Here is a 22,170-nt window from a genome sequence, read left to right as displayed (position 1 = left end):
CCGGGCAGGTCAGGACGGTCCCGGGCGGAGGACGCCCACCAGCTGGTCGATGACCCCGGCGTCCTCGATCGTCGAGGGCACCACATAGTCGTCGCCGTCGGCGATCTGCCGCATGGTCTTGCGCAGGATCTTCCCGGAGCGGGTCTTGGGCAGCGCCTCCACGACGGTGACGTGTTTGAAGTCCGCCACGGCGCCGATGTCGCGCCGGACCAGGGCGACCAGGTCCTTGACCAGGACGTCCTCCGGGACGTCGACGCCGGATTTCAGGACGACGTAGCCGCTGGGGCGTTGGCCCTTGAGCGGGTCCGCGAGGCCGATCACCGCGCATTCGGCGACCGCCGGGTGCTGGCCGATCACCTGTTCCATGGCGCCGGTGGAGAGCCGGTGGCCGGCGACGTTGATGATGTCGTCGGTGCGGCCCATGACGAAGAGGTAGCCGTCCTCGTCCCGGTAGCCGGAGTCGCCGGTGGCGTAGCAGCCCTCGAAGGCCTGCAGGTAGGAGGAGATGTACCGGTCGTCGTTGCGCCACAGCGTGGCCAGGGTGCCGGGGGGCAGCGGCAGGTCCAGGACGATGTTGCCTTCGGTGCCGGCCTCGACCTCGTCGCCTGCGCCGTCGAGGATCCGGAGCTTGAACCCGGGCATCGGCACGCTCGGCGAGCCGGCCTTGATCGGCAGCTGCTCCAGGCCGCGCGGGTTGGCGCAAATGGCCCAGCCGGTCTCGGTCTGCCACCAGTGGTCGACCACCGGGACGCCGAGGATCCGCGAGGCCCAGTGGAAGGTGTCGGTGTCGAGCCGCTCCCCGGCCGCGAAGAGGGTGCGCAGGCTGGAGATGTCGTATTTCTCGAGCAGTTTCGCCTCGGGGTCGGCTTTGCGGATGGCCCGCAGCGCCGTCGGGGCGGTGAACAGCACGTTGACCTTGTGCTCTTCGATGACGCGCCAGAACGCGCCGGCGTCGGGGGTTCCGACCGGTTTGCCCTCATAGAGCACGGTGGTGGCGCCGGCCAGCAGCGGCCCGTAGACGATGTAGGAGTGCCCCACCACCCAGCCGACGTCCGAGGCGGTCCACATCACGTCGCCGGGACGGACGTCGTAGATGTTGTCCAGCGTCCAGCGCAGGGCGACGGCGTGGCCGCCGTTGTCCCGCACCACGCCCTTGGGCGTCCCGGTGGTGCCCGAGGTGTAGAGGATGTAGAGGGGGTCGGTGGCGTTGACGTCCACCGGTGCGACCGGCTCGGTCGAGGCCAGCTCCGTGTCCCAGTCGAGCCAGCCGTCGTGGTCCGCGGCGGAGGCGGTAAATCCTTCGCGCGCCTTGACCAGCACCGGGATGTGCGGTGCGCCGGCCAGGTCGAGGGCCTCGGCGACCGCGGGAAGGTATTCGATCCGGCGGCTGGGCTCGATGCCGCCGGAGGCCGTCACCACCGCGGCGGGGGCGGCGTCCCGGATCCGGGCGGCGAGTTCCTTGGGAGCGAAGCCGCCGAAGACGACCGAGTGGATGGCCCCAAGCCGGGCCGTGGCCAGCATGGCGATCGCTGCCTCGGGGATCATGGGCATGTAGATCACCACCCGGTCCCCCTTGCCCACGCCGTGGCTGCGGAGCACGCCGGCAAAGCGGGCCACGAGGTCGGTGAGTTCGGCGTAGCTGTAGCGCTGTTTGGTCCCGAGCATGGCGGAGTCGTAGATCAGAGCGGTCTGGTCGCCGCGGCCTTCCGCGACGTGCCGGTCCAGGGCGTTGTAGCAGGTGTTGAGGACCCCGTCGGGAAACCACCCATACAGCGGGGCGCGGCTGGCGTCGAGGGCACGGCCCGGCGGCGTGCTCCAGGCGATCTTCGCGGCGGCCTCACGCCAGAAGTCCTCAGGCTGCTCCACGCTTCGCTGGTAGCTGTCCCGGTAGCTGTTGGTGAGCATCAAACCATCCCGTCCACGGCGTTGTGATGCAGCTCATGGTAGCGCCGGGGAGGACCCCACCACAAGAGCTATGTATACAGACTTAGGGTTTTCATCCAGCAAATGTCGCCCACACCTCGACTTGCGGGGATTTGTGTATACACTGAAGGAAGTCGACCAAGGAAGGAGACCGGCATGCGCGCCAGTGACAAGGCCTACGCGGCCCTGCGCGACGACATCATCGAATGGCGCCTGGCCCCCGGCACCGTCCTGACCGAGGTCGAACAGTCCGAGCGCCTCGGCATCTCCCGGACCCCGCTGCGCGAGGCGCTGGGCCGGCTGTCGGCCGAAGGCCTGACGGCGGCGGGCGGCCGCGGCGTCGTCGTGACCGACATTTCACTCGAGGACATCGATGAGCTCTTCGAACTGCGCGAAACCCTGGAGGGCAGGGCCGCCGCGCTGGCGGCCGAGCGCGGCGACGCCGCGACCTTCGAGCAGCTGCGGCGCGAGCTGCTGCACGCGCCCGAGCTGATCGGCGGCGCCGAACCGGCGCTGCAGGCCTACTACGACCTGGTGGGCCGGCTGGACGCCGCCATCGACGCCGCGATATCAAACGCCTACCTGGCCCAGGCCATGCGCAGCCTGCGGGTGCACCTGGTCCGGGTGCGCAGGCTCGCCGCGGACGACGCCGAACGCCTCACCGCAGCGGCCGCCGAACACGCCGCCATCGCCGAAGCGATCGCCGCCGGCAAGCCGCGGCTCGCCGAGGCCGCCACCACCGTGCACCTGCACCGCAGTCTTTCCCACGTCAAAGCCACCCACGTACCGCACCAGAAGGAGCACCATGGTTAAGGAACACCACGTCCGCGTCTACAAGAGCGAGGAAAACCTGGCCCGTGAGGACCAGCTCGCCTACAAGATCGCCAAGGTCGCCGCAGACCCCGTCGAGGTCTCTGCCGAGGTCACCGACATGGTGATCAACCGGGTCATCGACAACGCCTCGGTCGCCATCGCCTCGCTGAACCGCGCGCCGATCGTCGCCGCCCGCGCCCAGGCTCTCACCCACGGCCCCAGCACCGGCGGCAAGGGCTCCAAGGTCTTCGGCATCGAGGAACGGGTCGCACCCGAGTGGGCGGCCTGGGCCAACGGCGTCGCGGTCCGCGAACTGGACTACCACGACACGTTCCTGGCCGCGGACTACTCCCACCCGGGCGATAACATCCCGCCGATCCTCGCGGTCGCCCAGCACGTCGGCTCCAGCGGCAAGGACCTGATCCGCGGCATCGCCACCGGCTACGAGATCCAGGTCAACCTGGTCAAGGCCATCTGCCTGCACAAACACAAGATCGACCACGTCGCCCACCTGGGCCCGTCCGCCGCCGCCGGCATCGGCACCCTGCTGGGCCTCGACGTCGAGACCATCTTCCAGTCCGTGGGCCAGGCACTGCACACCACCACCGCCACCCGCCAGTCCCGCAAGGGCGAAATCTCCACCTGGAAGGCCCACGCCCCCGCCTTCGCCGGCAAGATGGCCGTCGAATCCGCCGACCGCGCCATGCGCGGCCAGACCTCCCCGGTGCCGATCTACGAAGGCGAAGACGGCGTCATCGCCTGGATGCTGGACGGCCCCAATGCCGAGTACACCGTGCCGCTGCCGGAGGACGGCGAAGCCAAGCGCGCCATCCTGGACACGTACACCAAGGAGCACTCCGCCGAGTACCAGGCGCAGGCGTGGATCGACCTGGCCCGCAAGCTGAACGGCGAACACCCCGAGGTCACCGACCCGGCCAACGTCGAATCCGTGCTGATCAAGACCAGCCACCACACGCACTACGTGATCGGTTCCGGCGCAAACGACCCGCAGAAGTACAGCCCCACCGCGAGCCGGGAAACCCTGGACCACTCCATCCCGTACATCTTCACCGTCGCGCTGCAGGACGGCGCCTGGCACCACGTCGATTCCTACGCGCCCGAGCGCGCCGCCCGGCCGGACACCGTGGAACTGTGGCACAAGGTCACCACGGTCGAGGACCCGGAGTGGACCCGCCGGTACCACTCCCTGGACATCGCGGAAAAGGCCTTCGGCGGCTCCGTGGAGATCACGCTCAAGGACGGCACCGTCATCACCGACCAGATCGCCGTGGCCGACGCGCACCCCCTGGGCGCCCGTCCGTTCGCCCGCGAGCAGTACGTCAACAAGTTCCGCACCCTCGCCGCCGGCCTGGTGGCCGAGGAAGAGATCGAGCGCTTCCTCGATGCCGCCGCCCGGCTGCCCGAGCTCGCCGCCGGCGAGCTCGACCAGCTCAACATCAAGGCCGCCGACGGCGTGATCGACCTCAACGCCGCACCGAAGGGACTCTTCTGATGCTGTATTCGAAGACCACGCCGGAGCAGAAGCGGATCCGCTTCCGCGAGCTGTTGTCCTCCGGGACCATCGCGCAGTTCCCGGGCGCATTCAACCCGCTCTCGGCCCGGCTGATCGAGGAGAAGGGCTTCGCCGGCGTGTACATCTCCGGCGCCGTCCTCGCCAACGACCTCGGCCTGCCGGACATCGGGCTGACCACGCTCACCGAGGTGGCCACCCGGGCCGGACAGATTGCCCGGATGACGGACCTGCCCTCGATCGTGGACGCCGACACCGGCTTCGGCGAGCCGATGAACGTGGCCCGCACGATCCAGGAACTCGAGAACGCAGGCCTCGCCGGCTGCCACATCGAGGACCAGTTCAATCCGAAGCGGTGCGGGCACCTCGACGGCAAGAACGTGGTGGACCTGGAGACGGCCACGAAGCGGATCCGCGCCGCGGCGGATGCGCGCCGGGATCCCAACTTCCTGATCATGGCCCGGACCGACATCCGGGCCACGGACGGGCTGGAGGCGGCGCAGCAGCGCGCCAAGGCCCTGGTGGAAGCCGGTGCGGACGCGATCTTCCCGGAAGCCATGAAGGACCTCGCCGAGTTCCAGGCGATCCGGGACGCCGTCGACGTGCCGATCCTGGCGAACATGACCGAGTTCGGCAAGAGCGCGCTGTTCACCGTGGACGAGCTGGCCGGCGTCGGCGTCAACATGGTCATTTACCCGGTGACGCTGCTCCGTAGTGCCATGGGCGCCGCGGAGCGTACTCTGGAATCGATCAAATCCGACGGCACCCAGGAGGCACAGGTCCCCAGCATGCTGACCCGTGCGCGGCTTTACGACCTCGTCGACTACGAGGCCTATAACCGCTTTGACACCGGGGTCTTCAATTTCCAGATCCCCGGCATCTGAGCCACCCCCGGACTGCCGGCTTTGGCCGGTCCACAGGCTTTAGGAACAAAGGAGTTCAGCATGGCTGAAAACGAGATCAAGAAGGGCCTTGCCGGCGTCGTGGTGGATTACACCGCGGTGTCCAAGGTCAACCCGGAGACCAACTCGCTGCTCTACCGCGGGTACCCCGTCCAGGAGCTGGCCGCCAAGTGCAGCTTCGAGGAAGTGGCCTACCTGCTGTGGAACGGCGAACTGCCCACCGAGGAACAGCTGGCGGAGTTCACCGCCGCCGAGCGCGCCGGCCGCGCACTGGATCCGGTGGTCAAGCAGGTCATCGATGCGCTGCCGCTCACCTCGCACCCGATGGACGTCTGCCGGACTGCGGCCTCGGTGATGGGGGCCCGGCACCCGCTGGCCGAGGACTCCTCGCGCGAGGCGAACATGGCCAAGGCCGTGGACCTCTTTGCCGCGATGCCTGCCGTGGTCGCCTACGACCAGCGCCGCCGGCACGGGCAGGACGCCGTGGAGCCCCGCGATGACCTGGGCTACTCCGCGAACTTCCTCTGGATGGCCTTCGGCGAAGAGCAGGTGCCGGAAGTCGTGGAGGCCTTCAACGTCTCGATGATCCTGTACGCCGAGCACTCCTTCAACGCCTCCACTTTTACCGCCCGGGTGATCACCTCGACGCTCTCGGACCTGCACTCGGCCGTGACCGGCGCTATTGGCGCCCTGAAGGGACCGCTGCACGGCGGCGCCAACGAGGCCGTCATGCACACCTTCGACGAGATCGGCATCCGGCAGGAGGAGTCCCTCGAGGAGGCGGCGGTCCGGGCGAAGGCCTGGATGGAAGATGCCCTGGCGAAGAAAAAGAAGGTCATGGGCTTCGGCCACCGCGTGTACAAGCACGGCGACTCGCGGGTCCCGACCATGAAGGCCGCGCTGGACAAAATGATCGCGCACTACGGCCGCCCAGAACTGCTGGGGCTCTACAACGGCCTGGAGACGGCCATGGACGAGGCGAAGGCCATCAAGCCCAACCTCGACTACCCGGCCGGACCCACCTACCACCTGATGGGCTTCGACACTCCGACCTTCACTCCCCTGTTCGTGGCCAGCCGGATCACCGGCTGGACCGCGCACATCATGGAGCAGCTGGACGCGAACTCGCTGATCCGCCCGCTGAGCGAATACAACGGCGTGGAAGAGCGCCACGTGCCGTAAGCCTTCCGGGGCAGTAAAAAGCGCGGGCCGGCCACCTTTTTTCAAGGTGGCCGGCCCGCGCTTTTTGTTACGGCCTGCCTCAGCCCTCGTTGATCTTCAGCGAGGAGATCATGCGCTTGGCGTTCAGGTACTCCGGGGTCTGCATATAGGCGCGGGCCGCGTCCATCGAGGGGAACGTCTTGACACCCTTGTGGTTCGGGGCAGCCTCCGTGCTCCCCACGGTGACCTGGAAGGCGTCGGCGAAGGAGAACAGCGGCGATTCCTCGGGGCCGGTGACGACGTTGTAGAACATGCAGGTCATGTTGTTGGTCGTGGCCAGGGTGTCCGTCAAGCCGAACGACGCCGTCACCTGGTTTGGTTCCTGGAGCGCACGGAAGGCGAACCGCGGCGTGACGGAGCCCTTGGCGGGCTGGTGCGGAAGGTCCACCTCTGCTGAGTCGAGCACGGTGTAGGGTACGGGACCCTCGCATGCGCCGCCGATGCCGCCGGACGGCCCGAAGGTCAGAGACGCGATCACCAGGCCGGATTCGTCGGCCACGTCGACATAAATCCCCTCGAAGCCTGCGCTTGCCGGCGGCCGCTGGGTAGCGCGCCACTCGGGCGGGTAGTCGAAGCTGACTTTCGCATTGGTGCTGGTGAAGGTCTGCCACGCCCCGGCGGCCGGCGCGGCGGAGGCGGCGGTCGAAGTGGACGGGGTCGCGGACGGCGACACCGTTTCCGAGGCCGCTTCGGACGGCGAGGGCGTCGTCGTAGCGGAGGCGGATTCTGTAGCGACGGGAGCCGTGGAGGCTGCAGCCGGGGCCGGGTCGGCGGGACGCATGGTGCTGGCGACGGCGACACCGCCGGCGACGACCCCCAGCGCAAGGACGACGACGGCGGCGGCGAGGGGCCAGCGCCTGCGCGCGGCAGAATCCTCTGCGGGAACCTCGTCGTAGTCCTCGCTGCCGGGAAGGTTGTTGTTCTGCGCGTCCATGCTGTTACCCCAAGTTGATCGTGTGCCGCTCGGCCGTAAGTGAGGCGGCGCCCGTTCGTCGGGCGCAGCGCTCGAGGCCAAGGCTACCGGCCAGCCGGCCGGTTTGATTGCTGCACAGCTTCGAACCACTGCAATTGTTGCCACGGCGTTATGGATCAGGCCGGGGTTGCGGGATAGCGGACGGACGCCACGGTCTCGTTGTCGTCGTTGAGCACGACGACGGCGTCGACGATTTCGCCCGCCAGAGCGGGCGGGAGCCAGTGTTCCGCGTCCTGCCACATGCGCTGCAGCGGGAGCGCCGCGGCGTCGAACCATTCGGGCGTGATCTCCGGGCTCTCGGCGGGATCGCCTTGCCAGCGGCGCGCGGTAAAGAGCCGGCAGCTCATGTTCCATTCGGGGCGGGCCGGGAAGATGAACTCGACGGCACCGGCGTGGGCCAGGTCGTCCTGGTCCACGACGACGCAGGCTTCTTCCCAGACCTCGCGGACCACGGCTTCGGCGTCGCTCTCCCCCGGCTCCACATGGCCGCCGATGCCGACGATCTTGCCGGTACCAAAACCCGTGCGCTTCAGGCCGAGCAGAACCTCGGTGCGGTCCTGGCGGTCCCGGAGCAGGAAGCAGAGGGTGACCGGTGTGTACGCCATGTGCACCAGCCTAGTAGCTGCCGTCCCGGGCTCCTGCTATTTGCTGGCCGGGCCCTCCCCTACCAACTTTGGCCGCAGCGCGACCGGAATCCCCTTCTCGGCGAACTCCTTGTCCATGGCCTGCTGCGCCGTCAGCCCCTGGTTGTTCGTCGCCTGGAATTCCCAGTCGAAGACGCTCGACCAGGCTTGCTGGTAGTCGACGAGAAAACGCCCGTTTTGCAGTTTGCCGATGTTAAACCAGGCGTTGCCCCCGTCGAGTTTCATGGCCTTCGCCCCCTCATCCGAGGTGGAGTACGCGAGCCAGCCGTCGGCGCAGCCCAGCACGGTGTAATACTGGCGCTCGTTGGGGGGCACCGGGATGATCGCCCGCACCTGGTCACTCCACTGCTGGTCAACGTAGGCCATGGTGCAGGGTACGCCACCGGTGGTCAGGGTAGCGGCGGTGGTACGTGTGGGCGTTGGGGTAGCGGCGGGGGCAGGGGTGTTCGAGGCGCTGGCCGACGGGCTGGGCGAGGGGCTGACGGAGGTGGGCGCCGTCGGGACGCCGGTCTGGGCGGGTCCGGGCGCCGGCTGGCTCGTGAGGTTGCCGCCGACCACTACCGCGGCGACGACGGCGGCCGCGGCCACCAGTGTGGCGGCCGCAGCCCGGATGGTGTTGCGTCGTGCCGGCGTGCGCCCTGCCAGCTGGACGACGTTGGGGTCCGTGGACGTCGCGATGGACCGGGCCGATTCGCGGCCGGGTACGACACCGGGTACCCCGACGCGCGGTTTGGCGTCCCTCATGAGCTCTTCGATGCGGTCCATGGCTAGTCCTTCCGTTCAGTCATGAGATGGGCGGGGGCGGCTTTCGCGAAGGCCCGGCGCGCCCGGTGCAGGCGGACCGCGGCGGCGGAAGGAGAACATCCCAGGGCCTCGCCCAGTTCGGCTCCGGTCAGGTCGTCCCAGTAGCTAAGCATGAGGACTTCACGATCCCGTTCCCTCAGTCGCGCCAGGACGTCCGCCACGGCGGACCGTTGCTCCGTGTCCGGCCCGGGGTCCTGGTTGCGTGCTTCATCCTTCAGCCGGTCGACGAGCTCCTGGCGGCGTCGACGACCTTTGTATTCGTTGCCGATGACGTTGCGCGCGGTCGCCAGCAGCCAGCCAATGCCGGGTGGCTCGGGCATCTGCTTCTCCCATGCGATCCGAAAGACATCCGCAGCGAGTTCTTCGGCCCGGTGCCTGTCGCTGATCCGGCAGGCGATATAGCCGAAGACCCGCGCGGAATGTTGCTCGTGCAGGTCGATGAACGCCTGTTCCTTGGCAGCCAACATGGTGTTTCCCCCGGACATCGGATGACGTGGTCTCGCCCCCTTAGTTTCCTGAACCCGGGCATTTCTTACACGGGGGCTCGCCGCCGTCGTCGGGAGTCGACCAGAGGCTCCCCCGTTAGAGACTGTGGAGTGGGATCCCGCCACGAGTCTGGTGGCGTGGGCCAGTCGGGTTCCGCTGATTCGCCCGGTTCGTCCGGTTCGGGGGCCGCGAAGCGGTACCAATCGGGGAAGGGGTCCGCGGGCAATTCCGGGTCTAGGTACGGTTCGGGGTCCGGTGGCGGGCAGTCGACGTCGGACAAGAATGGCCGCGTGTCCGACCAGTCGGCGTCGGACAAGAATGGCCTCGTGTCCGACCGGTCGGCGTCGGACGGTAGCGGCCAGGTGTCGGCCGAGCCGGCTTCGGGCACCACGGCATCGGGCCACTGAGGTGGTTCCCAGTCCTGCTGTTCGCTGCGGTACCGCCGGCCGGTGGGCGAGATCCAGCCCGGAGGTTTATGCCCGCTGGCCGACGTGGGAGTCCACGCGGTGGTGTGTCTGAGGCGGTGGTGTTTGCGGCAGGGCTGGCCCAGGTTGCTGATCCCGGTGGTCCCGCCGTTGGCCCAGGCCAGCAGGTGGTCGGCCTCGGTGTCCAGCGAAGAATTGTTGCAGGCAGGAAAGGTGCATTTGGCGTCCCGCAGCCGGAGCCAGTGCCGCATCGCCTTCGGAATCCGGTAGCTCGTGCGCCCGATCTCCAACGGAGCCCCGTCCCGCGGATCGGTCAGCACCCGGTAGAACGAATCCGCCCCGCCCGCCACCAGCTTCCTGGCCATCGACGGCGGGATCGGGCCATACCCATCCAGCATCGCCGGCTCGTCAGTCAATCCCAGCAGCGACAGCACCGGGACCGTGACCAAAACCCGCGCCCGCGGGACGGGCACATCAGCCACGTGGTTGCCGGCCAGCGTGGGCGATGCGGTGGCGTCCTCGCCTCCGGCAGCAATGCCGGCAGTGCCGCCGGAGCCGCCCGTAAGGAGTACGGTCGCCGCTACGTCCGCCCGTAGCTGGGCCAGGGTCAGCGCCTCGGCAGGGCGCTGCAACGCCCGCGACGCGGCTGTCAGCCTGTCGAAAATCCCCGCGGCCGTCGCCGCCGGCAGGTACGCGTTCAACCACGCCATCCCGTCCCGGTCCGGGACGAACTCCACCCGCCGGTCGGCGACGCTGCGGGTGTGCCGGACCTCCAGGCTGAGCGGATGGTGGCGCTCACGCCAGGTGCGGGCCTTCGCCCGGAACCGCCCCGGAACCAGCTCGCCTGCGAAACACCCGCGTGCCGGCGAAGGAGCATCAGGGTCAAGGAAATGGGCCTCCAGACAACCGGCCGCGGCAGGCGGGAGGCCTGCAGTCTCGTTGACCATGATGCGGGCGTGCTGCCAGGACACGCTCCCGGACCCCAGGGCGTCAAGCGTCAGGGGAAGCGACGTTGTCAGGGCCAGCGCATCGGAAATCAGCGCCGAGGCGGAGCGCTCACCGACCGTCAGCACACCCGCGACCTCCGCGACGGTGCTCATCTCCCGGGCCGTATAGTCCTGCGGCGTGGCAACGGGACCGGCAAGAACCTCGGCCAGATGAACGTACCCGGCAGTGAGATGGACCTTGAGCGCGGCGACCCGTGATTCCACCCGTGCCGCCTCGGACAAGCCGTCCAGGCAGGCGTCGGCAAGCAGCCGCACCGGGTCGGCGTTGGGGCTGGAACCCGGCGCGCTATCGGGACCACCGAGGAGAGCCTCCAACGCGGCGGCGGACTGCCTCAGGGCCGCTGCTGCCGCCCTGATCTCCGCTGTGAAAGCATCCCCGCTCTCCATGTCTTCACACTAGAAGGGACCACCGACATTATTAGTGCGAGTGGTTGTCTAGCGGCGGGACTCTGCCACAAATTGGCAGGAGACACAGTCCAGCCCGTACCGGCCAACGCCAAGCCCACCCGACGCGCCCTAGACGTCGTCCGAAGCCCGGGCTGAGCCGCGGGACCTTAGCCCAGCGCCCGGGGATGTGCCGCGGCGTAGATTTCGCGGAGGGTGTCCGCGGTGACGAGGGTATAGACCTGTGTCGTGGTCACGGAGGCGTGGCCCAGCAACTCCTGGACCACCCGGACGTCCGCGCCGCCTTCCAGCAGGTGCGTGGCAAAGGAGTGGCGCAGGGTGTGCGGCGAAACATCCTTGGTGATGTTGGCCTTCTCGGCGGCGGCCTTGAGGATGGTCCAGGCGCTCTGCCGGCTGATCCGTCCGCCCCTGGCATTGAGGAACAGCGCCGGTGTGCCTTTGCCCTTGGCTGCGAGGAGCGGGCGGCCGCGAACCAGGTAGGCGTCCAACGCGCGGGCACCGTAGGACCCCAGGGGCACGAGGCGTTCCTTGGAACCCTTGCCGAACAGCCTGACGATGGCCGGACCGCCGGCGCCGTGTGCATCGTCGCCCTGCAACGCGACGTCGTCGACGTCGAGGCCGACGGCCTCGCTGATCCGGGCCCCGGTGGAGTAGAGGAACTCCAGGAGCGCGCGGTCGCGCAGGCCGGTGGCCGTATCGGTGCCCGCCGCTTCCAGGATGCGCGTCACCTCGTCGACGGTGATGGCTTTGGGCAGCCGCTTCCCGGGCATCGGCGGATGGACATCGCTGGCGGGGTCGGCAGGCGTGACCCCTTCCAGCGCCCAGAATTTATGCAGGCCGCGGACCGCGACGACGGTCCGCGCGGCCGAGCGCACGCCAAGCGGCGACCCGCCGTCGGATCCGTCCGCGAGGGCCTGGACGAACGCGGTGACGTCGCGGCGGGTGATGTCTTCGGGACGTTGCCGTCCCGCCTGGGCCAGGTGACGGGCGTACCGTGCCAGGTCCCGCCGGTAGGCGGCCAGGGTGTTGGCGGCGAGTCCGCGCTCCACGCCCATGTGCTGGAGGTAGTCGGTCATGGCCCGCTCGACGGCGGTCGGCGGCTTCGGCGGGGCGGCAGAGGCGGCAGCCCCGGAAACAAGAGCGGCGGCCGCAACAGAAGTTCCCTGCCCAGCCGGGCCGGCCGGTTCAGCGGCCGGCGCCCCGGCCGCCAGCACCCCGGTCATCAGCGCTGGCTGGGGTGGGCGGGCCACTGCGCGTCGGCCGGCCGCAGGGTTGTGTAACCGTCGGCGCGGGCAGCGGCGGCGGCGAGGACCCCGACGACCGCCGAAGGATTATGCAGCCGCCCTTCGAGGACCGCGGTCACGGCGGCGTCGAGCGGGATCCAGTGCAGTTCGATTTCGGCTTCCTCGTCCGTGCGCACGTGGAGTTCGTGGCCAGGCACGTCGCTCAGACCGCGGGCCAGGTAGATGCGGATGGCTTCGCTGGAGGAGCCCGGCGAGTTGAAGAAGTCCGCCAGGACGTTCCATTGCGCGGCCACCAGGTCTGCTTCCTCGGCCAGCTCCCGGGCGGCACCGACGGCGAAGTCTTCGCCCTCGACGTCGAGCAGCCCGGCGGGGATCTCCCACAACGCCATGCCGACGGGGTGCCGGTACTGCTTGATCAGCAGCACCTCGCCGTCGTCGTTCATCGGCAGCACGGCCACCGCGCCGGGGTGGTCGATGTAGTCACGGACCAGGGCGTCCCCGTCGTCGCTCAGTTGGAAACTGTCGCTGACGACGTCCCAGATCCGGCCCTCGTAGACCTTCTCCGAAGACAAAAGACGGCGCGGGCTCGGCTCATCCGAAACCTGCCGTGCAGCATTGGGGGTCTCAGGTGTACCGGGCATCGCGCCGTCCTTTGATTCAGTTGGGAGTTACTTTGACTCTGCCGGAGTCGACTTCGCGGCAGCAGCCTTGCCCGCGACCGGCTGGCCTGCGCCATGCTGGTGGTCCAGGGCGGCCTTGACCAGCCCGGCGAACAGCGGGTGCGGACGGGTGGGCCGCGAGCTGAGCTCGGGGTGCGCCTGCGTCGCCACGTAGTACGGGTGGACTTCGCGGGGCAGCTCCACGTACTCGACCAGCTTGCCGTCCGGGGAGGTGCCGGAGAACACGAGGCCCTCGGCGGCGATCTGGTCACGGTACTTGTTGTTAACTTCGTACCGGTGCCGGTGGCGTTCGCTGACCGTGGTGGTGCCGTAGGTCTCGGCCACGACCGAGCCCTCGTCAAGCTTGGCTTCGTAGAGGCCCAGGCGCATGGTGCCGCCCAGGTCGCCCTTGCCCTCGACGATGTCGAGCTGCTCTTCCATGGTGGCGATGACCGGGTACTTCGAGTCCGGCTCGAACTCGGAGGAAGACGCACCTTCGAGGCCGACGACGTTGCGGGCGTATTCGATCACCATGCACTGCAGGCCAAGGCACAGGCCCAGCACCGGCAGCTTGGATTCGCGGGCGAACTTCAGCGCGCCGAGCTTGCCTTCGAGGCCGCGGATGCCGAAGCCGCCGGGAACGCAGATCGCGTCGACGCCGGCCAGGGACTTCTTCGCACCGGCTTCGGTGTCGCATTCGTCCGACGGCACCCAGCGGATCTTGACCTTGGTGTCGTTCGCGAAACCGCCGGCCCGCAGGGCCTCGGTCACGGACAGGTAAGCATCCGGCAGATCGATGTACTTGCCGACGAGGGCAATCTCCACCTCGTGCTTGGGGTTGTGCACGGCTTCGAGGAGCTTGTCCCAGCTGGTCCAGTCAACGTCCTTGAACGGCAGGTCCAGGGCGCGGACGATGTAGGAGTCCAGGCCCTGGGAGTGCAGCGTCTTGGGGATGTCGTAGATGCTGGGGGCGTCCGGGCAGCCGATGACGGCGTCGATGTCGACGTCGCACATGCGGCCGATTTTCTCGCGCATGGCCTGGGGCACGTCGCGGTCGGAGCGGATCACGATCGCCTCGGGCTGGATGCCGATGGAACGCAGCGCGGCAACCGAGTGCTGCGTCGGCTTGGTCTTGAGCTCCTGCGACGGGCCGATGTAGGGCACCAGGGAGACGTGCAGGAAGAACACGTTGTTCCGGCCGACGTCCTGGCGGACCTGGCGGGCCGATTCGAGGAACGGCTGGGACTCGATGTCGCCGACGGTGCCGCCGATTTCGGTGATGATCACGTCGGGAGCGTTCTTGCCCTCGGCGGGCAGCCGCATGCGGCGCTTGATCTCATCGGTGATGTGCGGGATGACCTGGACGGTGTCGCCGAGGTATTCGCCGCGGCGTTCCTTGGCGATGACTGTGGAGTACACCTGGCCGGTCGTGACGTTGGCCGAGCCTTCGAGGTTTTCGTCGAGGAAGCGCTCGTAGTGGCCGACGTCGAGGTCGGTCTCCGCGCCGTCGTCGGTGACGAAGACTTCGCCATGCTGGAAGGGGTTCATCGTGCCCGGATCCACGTTCAGATAGGGATCGAGCTTTTGCATAGTTACAGACAGGCCGCGCGCCCGCAGCAGGTGGCCGAGGCTCGAAGCCGTCAGCCCCTTACCGAGCGAGGACGCCACACCACCGGTTACGAAGATGTGTTTGGTCGTCTTGGACGAGCCCGGGAACCGGGAATTTACACGGGAATTTGTTCGCTGCACCACGGAGTTTGAGCCTATCATCAAATCGGGCTTCCTTGGGTCGATAAAACGCGTCTGTGATGGTCATCCCAGTCCCCCGCGGAGGGGGTTGCTGTGGCTACTGTGGCAGCAGCCGCGCGTCGTCCAGCAGTTCCTGGGCGTGGGCCTGCGCCGATTCCGAATCCTCCTGGCCCGCCAGCATCCGGGCCAGTTCACGGACCCTCTCGGCCTCGTCCAGCAGCTGCACGTCGCTGGAGGTGAAGCCCGTGGCGGTTCCGCCGTCCGCCCCGCGCACGGAGGTCTTGGTGACCCGGATGTGCTGGTTGGCGAACGCCGCGACCTGGGGCAGGTGGGTGACCACGAGGACCTGCACGTGCCGGGCCAGCATGGCGAGGCGCCGGCCGATCTCGACGGCGGCGCGGCCGCCCACACCGGCGTCGACCTCGTCGAACACGAAGGTCGGGACGGGGTCGACGGCGGCCAGCACCACCTCGATGGCGAGCATCACGCGGGACAGTTCACCGCCGGAGGCACCCTTGCCCAGGGGCCGGGCCGGCGCCCCGGAGTGCGGCTGGAGCAGGAAGGAAATCTCGTCGGCGCCAAACGGTCCCAGCTGCCCGGCCGGCTCGATGTTGATGACCAGGGTGGCGTCGGCCATGGCGAGGGCGGTGAGTTCGGCGCTGACCCGTGAAGACAGGTCCTTGGCGGCCTTTTTCCGGGCCTTGCTGATAGCGGCGGACTGCTTGCGCAGTTCCGCCTCGGCGCGCGCCACCTCGGCGTCGAGCGATTCGATCCGGGTGGAATCGTCCTGCAGTTCCTCGAACCGCGCCCGGGACTGCTCCGCCCAGACCAGCACCTCGTCGATGCTGGGCGCGTACTTGCGCACCAGCTTGGCCAGCGCGGCGCGGCGGTCCTCGATTTCGGCGAGCCGTTCGGGTCCTTCGGTGTCCAGCGAGGCCTGGTAGCTGGCAAGCTCACTGGCGATGTCGTTGAGCAGGAAACCGACCTCGGCGAGGCGGGCCGCCGCAGCGCCCAGTTCCGTATCGTGTTCGGCGACGTGCTCGAGGGTGCGTTTGGCGGCATCCACCAGCGTGGTCGCGTCGGCGTCCTCGCCGAAGTCCTCCGAGATGAGGGCCTGGTGGGCGGTGCTGGCGGCGATGCGGAGTTCTTCGACGTTTGCCAGCTTGACGGCCTCGGCCTTGAGCAGGTCGTCCTCCCCGGGCTGCGGGTCGATGGCGTCGATCTCGGCCAGCGCCGCTTCGAGGGATTCGGCCTCCCGGAGCCGCTCGCGGGCGGCGTTGCGGAGGCCGTCAAGCTCGGCCTGGCTGGCGTTCCAGTGCGCGTACAGCTCGCGGTAGGCGGCGAGGGCTCCGGCCAGCTGCTCCCCCGCAAATTTGTCCAGCGCCTCCCGCTGGGCCACCGGGCTCTTGAGCCGGATCTGGTCCGACTGGCCGTGGACAACCACCAGGGAGCCACCGATCTCGGCGAGGACACCGACCGGGGCCGCGCGTCCGCCCAGGTAGGCCCGGCTGCGGCCGTCGGCGCCGACGCTGCGGGCCAACAGCAGCTCCGCACCGCCGTCGAACTCCTCGAGATCCGCGCCGGCCTCCAGCGCGCGTTGGATCGCCGCGTGACCGGCGTCGAGCTTCAGCGCCGCCTCAGCGGAGGCGCTCTTCGCGCCGCTGCGGACGGCACCGGCGTCGGACCTGGCACCGAGCAGCAGTCCGACGGCGGTCACCACCATGGTCTTGCCGGCGCCGGTTTCGCCGGTCACCACGCTCAGGCCCGGGCCCAGCGGCAGGGTCGCGTCGGTGATGACGCCAAGGTCGCGGATTCTCAGTTCTTCAAGCATGGGTCACTTCGCAGTCGAGGGGTCGGTCGGTGCGTCCGGGCCCGCGTGGCGCGGGGCGGGCAGCGTTCGGCTTTGCCGCGGGGTGCGTACCACCGGGAGCGGCCCGGTGGGGATGGCGTCGGCCTGCGGCATGGGGCCGCGCCAGCCTTGGATGGGAAGTTCAAACTTGCGGACCAGGCGGCCGGAGAACGGGGTCTGGTGTGTGCGGGCGAGCCGGACCGGCGTCGCCGACCGGGTCACTTCCACCCGCGCCCCCGGCGGCAGGTCCACGGAGCGCCGGCCGTCGCACCACAGCACGCCCTGGGCGTCGGTGCGGTTCAGGATCTCGACGGCGAGCCGCGACCTGGGCGAGACGACCAGCGGCTTGGCGAACAGCGCATGCGCACTGATGGGCACGATCAGCAGGGCTTCCACCTCCGGCCACACCACGGGCCCGCCCGCCGAAAACGCGTAGGCGGTGGAGCCGGTGGGGGTGGCGAGGACGACGCCGTCGCAGCCGAAGGACGTCAGCGGGCGTTCATCGACCTCGGTGACGACCTCGAGCATCCGTTCCCGGTTGCCCTTCTCGATGGCGGCTTCGTTCAGCGCCCAGGTGTGCCAGATCTTCTGGCCTCGGACCCAGACCTGCACGTCGATGGTCATCCGCTCCTCCACCGTGTATTGGCGGCTGGCGATCCATTCAACGGTCTGGGCGAGGTCTGCGCGTTCGCTCTCGGCCAGGAAGCCGACGTGGCCGAGGTTGACGCCGAGCAGCGGCACGTCGACTTCACGGACGAGTTCGGCGGCGCGGAGGATGGTTCCGTCGCCGCCGAGCACCATGACGAGTTCGACGTCGGGCAGCCTGACGTGGTCGTGGAGCACCTCGACGGGCTGGTCCAGCCGGCCGTAATACCTGACCATGTCACCGAGCTCGGATTTCTGCATCACGGGCACAATGCCGGATTCGTGCAGCTGGGCGCACGCCTCCCACGCGGCCTTGAGGGACTCCTCCCGGCCGGTGTGGGCAAGGATCAGGACACGCCTGCTCATCGGGTTCCGCCTTCTAGTGCTTCTCGTGCTGCTTGTGCTTTCAGGGCTACGGCCAGATCGTTCCAAGTAGCGTGGCAACGGCCGCGTCCCGCTCCTCGATCTTAGGCAGGTCTTCGCCGTTACCGCGTGCTATCCACAGGAAGTACTCCACGTTTCCGTCCTGGCCGGGCAACGGGCTCTGCGCCAATCCCTTCAGTGCCAGTCCGGCATCGAACGCCGCGGCGGCGACCTTGCCGACCGCGAGGCGGCGCTCCCGGTCGGAGCCGACCACCCCGGTGCGTCCCAGGCGTTCCTTGCCGATCTCGAACTGCGGCTTCACCATCAGGAGCAGGTCCCCGCCGGGGTCGGTGCACGCGGCCAGTGGCCCGACCACCAGGGTCAGGGAAATAAAGGACAGGTCCGCCACGGTCAGTGCGGCCGGGCCGCCGATGTCGTCCGGGCCCATGTAGCGGACGTTGAGGCCCTCGTGGACGGAGACCCGGGGGTCGTTTCGGATCTGTGGCACCAGCTGGTCATGCCCGACGTCGACCGCGACAACGTGCCCGGCGCCCCGCCGGAGCAGGACTTCGGTGAAGCCGCCGGTGGAGGCTCCCGCGTCCAGGCAGCGCTTCCCGGCCACCGTAACGGCCGGGAAGGCGTCCAGGGCGCCAGCCAGTTTGTGGGCGGCCCGGCTGACGTAATCGTCCTGGGCGCCGGCCGCGACGTCCAGTGCGGTGTCGTCGCCGACCTGCAGGGAGGCTTTGGCGAGCACCTCGCCGCTCGAGCTGACCTTGCCCTCGGCGATCAGGCGCGCTGCGTGGGTGCGGGATCTCGCCAGCCCGCGACTGACGAGGGCCTGGTCCAGCCTGGTCATGGGCGGGTATCCCCTGCCGGCGCCCCGGCGACGTCCTCGTTCAAGGCAGCCGCCAGGTCCTCGTGCAGTCCGGCGTAGACCTCGCCATGGTCGGCGACCGGCAGATCCGGCAGGCCAGCCAGGCGGAGCAGCACGGCATCAACGGAGGCGTCGCCCGTGCCGTCGGCCGGAGCCGGCCACTCGGGGCCGGAACCGGCATGGTCCGGGTACGGGTCGGTGCTGTGGTTGGGCTCGGTCATGCTCTCCAGTCTAGTGATGCAGCCATTCGAGGCCGGGGGCCTGGGCCGTGGGCGTTTCCGGGGTCGCGGCCCACCACGCCGCGCAGGCCGCGCGCCAGGAGTCAAGGTCGGCGGGGTCGCCGGTGACCTGCACGGTGTTTCCGTGCACGACGGCGGCCGCGGCGCCGCAACGGAACTGACCGCCGGCGTCGGCCTCCACCGCCGGGTACGGCCGGTAGAGGTCGGTGAGGTCATTGATCAGGTAGGTGGGACGCTCGGCGGTCCGGGCCGCGAGGATGGATTCGCGGGTGTCGACGCCGGTCAGCACCGCGACCGTGGCGAAACCGGCGTTATTGCCGCCGAGGATGTCGGTGTCCAGACGGTCACCGACCACGAGGGGGCGGTCGGCAGCCAGCCGCTTGGCTGCCGCGTGGAACAACGGGGCTTCGGGCTTACCCGCGACCAGCGGCTGGCGGCCGGTGGCGGCGGCGACGGCGTCCACGAGGGTGCCGTTGCCGGGCGCCATGCCACGCGCCTGCGGGATGGAACGGTCCATGTTGGTAGCCACCCACAAGGCGCCGGCCGCAACCACGTAGGACGCCTCCGCGAGGTCCTTCCAGCCCAGGTCCGGGTGGAAGCCCTGCACGACGGCGACCGGATCCTCGGCCTCGGTGCGCACCGGCACCAGCCCGACCAGCTCCACCTCGCGGGCCAGCGCCGCACCGCCGGTCACGAGGACCCGGGCGCCGGCGGGAAGCAGCGACGCGAGCAGCTCGCTGGCGGCCTGCGGGGAGCTCACCACCTGGTGGTCCTCGGCCGGGGCGCCGAGGTCGCGGAGGTGTTGCGCCATCTCGGCGGGGGTCCGTGAGGCGTTGTTGGTCACGTAGCCCAGGCCGACGCCAATGCCGGCGAGCCGACTGAGGGATTCGACGGCGCCCGGGATGGCGTCCGGCCCCGCATAGACGACGCCGTCCAGATCGGACAGCAGGGCATCGAACCGCGAAATCAGCTCGGCTTCAGCCATGGGCCCTAGTCCTCGGCGCGTTCCGGCAGGCCGGACTCGTTGGTGTAGGTGTCATCGGCGTTGTCGTTTTCGTCTTCGCCGCGCTCCCCTACTTCCAGCTCGTCTGCTTCCACGGAGTCCTGGTCCGACTCCGCGTCGTCGGACTCGAAGTAGCCGGCTTCCTCGTCGTCGCCGCCTGCTGCCAGGTCGCGGTCGGCGGACTGGGCGGACCCGGTCTCCGGGAGACCGGCCACGGCGGCGGCGCTGGCCTCTCGGGGTGCCTCTTCGGCCCCGGACCGGCGTGCAGCCTGCTCTTCTAGCATCCGGCGGCGCTGCTGCTCCTCGCGGGCCTCCTCTTCCTCGTCCCAGCCGAGGTCAATGATGTCCGGTTCCTCGTCCTCGCCGAGGCCCAGGGCGTTTTCCGCCACGACGGCCTGGCGCTCCCACTTGCCGGCTTCGGCGCCGCGTCCTGCCGCCGTCAGGGCGTCGGCGTAGGCGCGGAAGAGCCGCGGGCTGTAGGAGAACGCGCGGTTGATGTCCAGCTGGGCGATCTCAAGTTCCGAGACTGCCGCGTCGAACTGACCGAGGTCGGAGCGGGCACCGGCCGCAACAATGGCCAGTTCCACCTTGCCCGGGGCGTCGAGATCCTTGGCTTCTTCCGAACGTGCCACATCGAGGGCACGGTCGGGGCGGCCGAGGCCACGCTCGCAGTCAGCCATGACGGGCAGGTGCATGTTGGATCCGCTGATCCTGCGGTAGGTCCGGAACTCACGGAGCGCCTCACCGTAGTGGCCGGCAGCGTAGGCGGTCAGGCCTACGGCTTCGCGTACCGCTGCGAGGCGTCCGCCGCGGCGGCTGGCCGCGAGGGCGTGCTGGAAGGCCAGTTCAGGCTCGTCCTCGATCAGACGGCCGGCCATGACGAGGTGGCGCGCCACCCATTCGGCACTCTTGTCCTCGAGGGTCTTGACCTGGCGCAGCGTGGTGCGGTCCAGTTCCTTACCGGTGACGTCCTCGTCGATCTGCGGCGAACGCTCACGGTCGGGGCGGTTGGCGCTGCGCAGGTCCTTGGCATTCGGCTCGCGGACGGGACGGTCCTCGGAGCGCTCAAAACGGCGCGGCCCGGAGTCGCCACGGTCGAAGCTGCGGGCGGGGCGGTCGTCGCGGCTGCCGAAGGGCTTCCGGTTGTCGCCGCCGCTGAACGGCTTACGATCACGGTCGCCGCCGAAGCTGCGCCGCTCACCACCCTCACGCGACGGACGATCACCAAACGGCTTACGGTCACGGTCACCGCCGCTGAACGGCTTACGATCACGGTCGCCGCCGAAGCTGCGCCGCTCACCACCCTCACGCGACGGACGATCACCAAACGGCTTACGATCGCGGTCACCGCCGCTGAAGGGCTTGCGATCACGGTCACCACCGAAGCTGCGCCGCTCACCACCCTCACGCGACGGACGATCACCAAACGGCTTACGGTCGCGGTCGCCACCGCTAAACGGCTTACGATCACGATCGCCACCGCTAAACGGCTTACGATCACGATCGCCACCGCTAAACGGCTTACGGTCCCGGTCACCACCGAAGCTGCGCCGCTCACCACCCTCACGCGACGGACGATCACCAAACGGCTTACGATCCCGGTCACCACCACTAAACGGCTTACGATCCCGGTCACCACCACTAAACGGCTTACGATCCCGGTCACCACCACTAAACGGCTTACGATCACGATCGCCACCGCTAAACGGCTTACGATCACGATCGCCACCGCTAAACGGCTTACGATCACGGTCACCACCGAAGCTGCGCCGTTCACCACCCTCACGGTCATCCCGAGCGCGGAAGCCGCGGGGATCGCCGCCCGAGTTGTTGGCGCCACGGAAACCGCCGCCGCCCGAATTCCGTCCTCCGCCAAAGTTGCCGCGGTCATTGCCACCGCGGTGCGGGCCGTTGTGCTCAGCCATGCTGGATTCCTCCTGTTATGAGCTGACCACTGGCGCAATCGCAGCCGCTCTGTTCCGTGTTTCGTTCCTACGCAACCCGAAATCAAGCGCTTCGAAGTCCGTAAATCTCATTCAATTCTAGGCGAGACGCCGACGCCCGGCTAACGCCGTAGCAGTCAGGAGAGCCGGCGGTGGCGCGTCTCACAGCAACGCCAGGACACCCGTATCGCGGACGAGTCGCAGAAGCTGCACGCTCCGAACACCGGGTGTGCACCGTAGAACCCCGAAGCCTCCCTACGCCTGCCTGATGCGAGGCGGCCTCCGTAAGAGGTGCCAGCGTTCCCCGTATGGGCACCCCTTCTGAGGGAGGGTCCGTCCCGTACCCTGCCGGTTCTGAGGGAGGGTCCTGGGTGGGGCTACTGGTGGTTAAAGTGGGAGAGCCTCCAACCTGGTGGTTGGAGGCTCTCGACCTGAATGATGTTCCGGCGGTGACCTACTCTCCCACAC

Annotated in this window: 20 protein-coding genes; 5 read left to right on the top strand and 15 right to left on the bottom strand. The window is 68.8% G+C overall.

Annotated elements, in window-relative coordinates:
- Nucleotides 1–9: 9 nt before the first annotated feature.
- Nucleotides 10–1,905, bottom strand: a complete 1,896-nt coding sequence (locus ASG71_RS15200; protein ID WP_056740852.1) for a propionyl-CoA synthetase — start codon at nt 1,903–1,905, stop codon at nt 10–12.
- Between the two features lie 174 nt (nt 1,906–2,079).
- On the opposite strand from ASG71_RS15200, the gene ASG71_RS15195 reads away from it, so the two are divergent.
- The 4 genes from ASG71_RS15195 to ASG71_RS15180 are packed head-to-tail and all read left to right on the top strand — an operon-like array spanning nt 2,080 to nt 6,351.
- Nucleotides 2,080–2,736: a GntR family transcriptional regulator gene (locus tag ASG71_RS15195; RefSeq protein WP_056740850.1), complete on the top strand. Its 657-nt coding sequence runs from the start codon at nt 2,080–2,082 to the stop codon at nt 2,734–2,736.
- Entirely contained in the window at nt 2,729–4,249 is a 1,521-nt protein-coding gene (locus ASG71_RS15190; RefSeq protein WP_056740848.1) for an MmgE/PrpD family protein, read from the top strand. Before ASG71_RS15195 ends, ASG71_RS15190 begins: the two co-directional genes overlap by 8 nt.
- Nucleotides 4,249–5,151, top strand: a complete 903-nt coding sequence (gene prpB, locus ASG71_RS15185; RefSeq protein WP_056740846.1) for a methylisocitrate lyase — start codon at nt 4,249–4,251, stop codon at nt 5,149–5,151. The genes ASG71_RS15190 and prpB overlap by 1 nt, the downstream gene beginning before the upstream one ends.
- A gap of 60 nt (nt 5,152–5,211) precedes the next feature.
- Entirely contained in the window at nt 5,212–6,351 is a 1,140-nt protein-coding gene (locus ASG71_RS15180; protein WP_056740843.1) for a bifunctional 2-methylcitrate synthase/citrate synthase, read from the top strand.
- Between the two features lie 79 nt (nt 6,352–6,430).
- Here the strand turns inward: ASG71_RS15180 and ASG71_RS15175 are convergent, their stop codons facing one another.
- The 14 genes from ASG71_RS15175 to ASG71_RS17045 all read right to left on the bottom strand — a co-directional run bounded on the left by ASG71_RS15175 (nt 6,431) and on the right by ASG71_RS17045 (nt 20,655).
- A complete protein-coding gene (locus ASG71_RS15175; protein ID WP_056740841.1) occupies nt 6,431–7,324 on the bottom strand; it encodes a hypothetical protein in 894 nt (297 codons plus the stop codon).
- Between the two features lie 155 nt (nt 7,325–7,479).
- Nucleotides 7,480–7,968, bottom strand: a complete 489-nt coding sequence (locus ASG71_RS15170) for an 8-oxo-dGTP diphosphatase (protein WP_056740839.1) — start codon at nt 7,966–7,968, stop codon at nt 7,480–7,482.
- 36 nt (nt 7,969–8,004) lie between these two features.
- Nucleotides 8,005–8,772, bottom strand: coding sequence for a hypothetical protein (locus ASG71_RS15165; protein WP_056740838.1), 768 nt, complete (start codon nt 8,770–8,772; stop codon nt 8,005–8,007).
- Nucleotides 8,773–8,774: 2 nt separating this feature from the next.
- Nucleotides 8,775–9,278, bottom strand: coding sequence for an RNA polymerase sigma factor (locus ASG71_RS15160; protein WP_056740984.1), 504 nt, complete (start codon nt 9,276–9,278; stop codon nt 8,775–8,777).
- A gap of 65 nt (nt 9,279–9,343) precedes the next feature.
- Complete coding sequence (locus ASG71_RS15155) at nt 9,344–11,116, bottom strand: HNH endonuclease signature motif containing protein (protein WP_082575234.1); 1,773 nt, start codon at nt 11,114–11,116, stop codon at nt 9,344–9,346.
- A 167-nt stretch (nt 11,117–11,283) separates the two neighbouring features.
- Nucleotides 11,284–12,210 (bottom strand): site-specific tyrosine recombinase XerD, encoded by a 927-nt coding sequence (gene xerD / locus ASG71_RS15150; RefSeq protein WP_056740982.1) that lies wholly within the window; start codon nt 12,208–12,210, stop codon nt 11,284–11,286.
- 146 nt (nt 12,211–12,356) lie between these two features.
- Complete coding sequence (locus ASG71_RS15145; RefSeq protein WP_056740836.1) at nt 12,357–13,019, bottom strand: NUDIX domain-containing protein; 663 nt, start codon at nt 13,017–13,019, stop codon at nt 12,357–12,359.
- Between the two features lie 27 nt (nt 13,020–13,046).
- A complete protein-coding gene (locus tag ASG71_RS15140; protein WP_056740834.1) occupies nt 13,047–14,807 on the bottom strand; it encodes a CTP synthase in 1,761 nt (586 codons plus the stop codon).
- 76 nt (nt 14,808–14,883) lie between these two features.
- The gene (gene recN / locus ASG71_RS15135; RefSeq protein WP_056740832.1) at nt 14,884–16,617 is read right to left on the bottom strand and encodes a DNA repair protein RecN; all 1,734 of its coding nucleotides are present in this window, start codon (nt 16,615–16,617) and stop codon (nt 14,884–14,886) included.
- Nucleotides 16,618–16,620: 3 nt separating this feature from the next.
- Entirely contained in the window at nt 16,621–17,646 is a 1,026-nt protein-coding gene (locus ASG71_RS15130) for an NAD kinase (protein WP_056740830.1), read from the bottom strand.
- Between the two features lie 46 nt (nt 17,647–17,692).
- Nucleotides 17,693–18,499 carry a TlyA family RNA methyltransferase gene (locus ASG71_RS15125; protein WP_056740828.1) on the bottom strand — a complete coding sequence of 269 codons (807 nt, stop codon included), beginning with the start codon at nt 18,497–18,499 and terminating at the stop codon, nt 17,693–17,695.
- Entirely contained in the window at nt 18,496–18,738 is a 243-nt protein-coding gene (locus ASG71_RS15120; RefSeq protein WP_056740826.1) for a hypothetical protein, read from the bottom strand. The genes ASG71_RS15125 and ASG71_RS15120 overlap by 4 nt, the downstream gene beginning before the upstream one ends.
- 10 nt (nt 18,739–18,748) lie before the next feature.
- Nucleotides 18,749–19,741 carry an HAD-IIA family hydrolase gene (locus ASG71_RS15115; protein ID WP_056740823.1) on the bottom strand — a complete coding sequence of 331 codons (993 nt, stop codon included), beginning with the start codon at nt 19,739–19,741 and terminating at the stop codon, nt 18,749–18,751.
- A 5-nt stretch (nt 19,742–19,746) separates the two neighbouring features.
- Nucleotides 19,747–20,655, bottom strand: a complete 909-nt coding sequence (locus ASG71_RS17045; RefSeq protein ID WP_235564147.1) for a hypothetical protein — start codon at nt 20,653–20,655, stop codon at nt 19,747–19,749.
- On the opposite strand from ASG71_RS17045, the gene ASG71_RS17040 reads away from it, so the two are divergent.
- Nucleotides 20,644–21,705, top strand: coding sequence for a hypothetical protein (locus ASG71_RS17040; RefSeq protein ID WP_235564145.1), 1,062 nt, complete (start codon nt 20,644–20,646; stop codon nt 21,703–21,705). The genes ASG71_RS17045 and ASG71_RS17040 overlap by 12 nt on opposite strands.
- Nucleotides 21,706–22,170 lie beyond the last annotated feature (465 nt).

The sequence above is a fragment of the Arthrobacter sp. Soil763 genome, from assembly GCF_001428365.1.
Classification (GTDB): Bacteria; Actinomycetota; Actinomycetes; order Actinomycetales; family Micrococcaceae; genus Arthrobacter.
This window is presented reverse-complemented; position numbering and strand designations above follow the sequence as displayed.

Coding starts and splice junctions, on each gene's coding strand:
- ASG71_RS15130 (WP_056740830.1), bottom strand. CDS start 17,646: ATGAGCAGGCGTGTCCTGATCCTTGCCCACACCGGCCGGGAGGAGTCC.
- ASG71_RS15170 (WP_056740839.1), bottom strand. CDS start 7,968: ATGGCGTACACACCGGTCACCCTCTGCTTCCTGCTCCGGGACCGCCAG.
- xerD (WP_056740982.1), bottom strand. CDS start 12,210: ATGACCGACTACCTCCAGCACATGGGCGTGGAGCGCGGACTCGCCGCC.
- ASG71_RS15165 (WP_056740838.1), bottom strand. CDS start 8,772: ATGGACCGCATCGAAGAGCTCATGAGGGACGCCAAACCGCGCGTCGGG.
- prpB (WP_056740846.1), top strand. CDS start 4,249: ATGCTGTATTCGAAGACCACGCCGGAGCAGAAGCGGATCCGCTTCCGC.
- ASG71_RS15125 (WP_056740828.1), bottom strand. CDS start 18,499: ATGACCAGGCTGGACCAGGCCCTCGTCAGTCGCGGGCTGGCGAGATCC.
- ASG71_RS15115 (WP_056740823.1), bottom strand. CDS start 19,741: ATGGCTGAAGCCGAGCTGATTTCGCGGTTCGATGCCCTGCTGTCCGAT.
- ASG71_RS15180 (WP_056740843.1), top strand. CDS start 5,212: ATGGCTGAAAACGAGATCAAGAAGGGCCTTGCCGGCGTCGTGGTGGAT.
- ASG71_RS15175 (WP_056740841.1), bottom strand. CDS start 7,324: ATGGACGCGCAGAACAACAACCTTCCCGGCAGCGAGGACTACGACGAG.
- recN (WP_056740832.1), bottom strand. CDS start 16,617: ATGCTTGAAGAACTGAGAATCCGCGACCTTGGCGTCATCACCGACGCG.
- ASG71_RS15195 (WP_056740850.1), top strand. CDS start 2,080: ATGCGCGCCAGTGACAAGGCCTACGCGGCCCTGCGCGACGACATCATC.
- ASG71_RS15190 (WP_056740848.1), top strand. CDS start 2,729: ATGGTTAAGGAACACCACGTCCGCGTCTACAAGAGCGAGGAAAACCTG.
- ASG71_RS15140 (WP_056740834.1), bottom strand. CDS start 14,807: ATGATAGGCTCAAACTCCGTGGTGCAGCGAACAAATTCCCGTGTAAAT.
- ASG71_RS15145 (WP_056740836.1), bottom strand. CDS start 13,019: ATGCCCGGTACACCTGAGACCCCCAATGCTGCACGGCAGGTTTCGGAT.
- ASG71_RS15200 (WP_056740852.1), bottom strand. CDS start 1,905: ATGCTCACCAACAGCTACCGGGACAGCTACCAGCGAAGCGTGGAGCAG.
- ASG71_RS15155 (WP_082575234.1), bottom strand. CDS start 11,116: ATGGAGAGCGGGGATGCTTTCACAGCGGAGATCAGGGCGGCAGCAGCG.
- ASG71_RS15160 (WP_056740984.1), bottom strand. CDS start 9,278: ATGTTGGCTGCCAAGGAACAGGCGTTCATCGACCTGCACGAGCAACAT.
- ASG71_RS15120 (WP_056740826.1), bottom strand. CDS start 18,738: ATGACCGAGCCCAACCACAGCACCGACCCGTACCCGGACCATGCCGGT.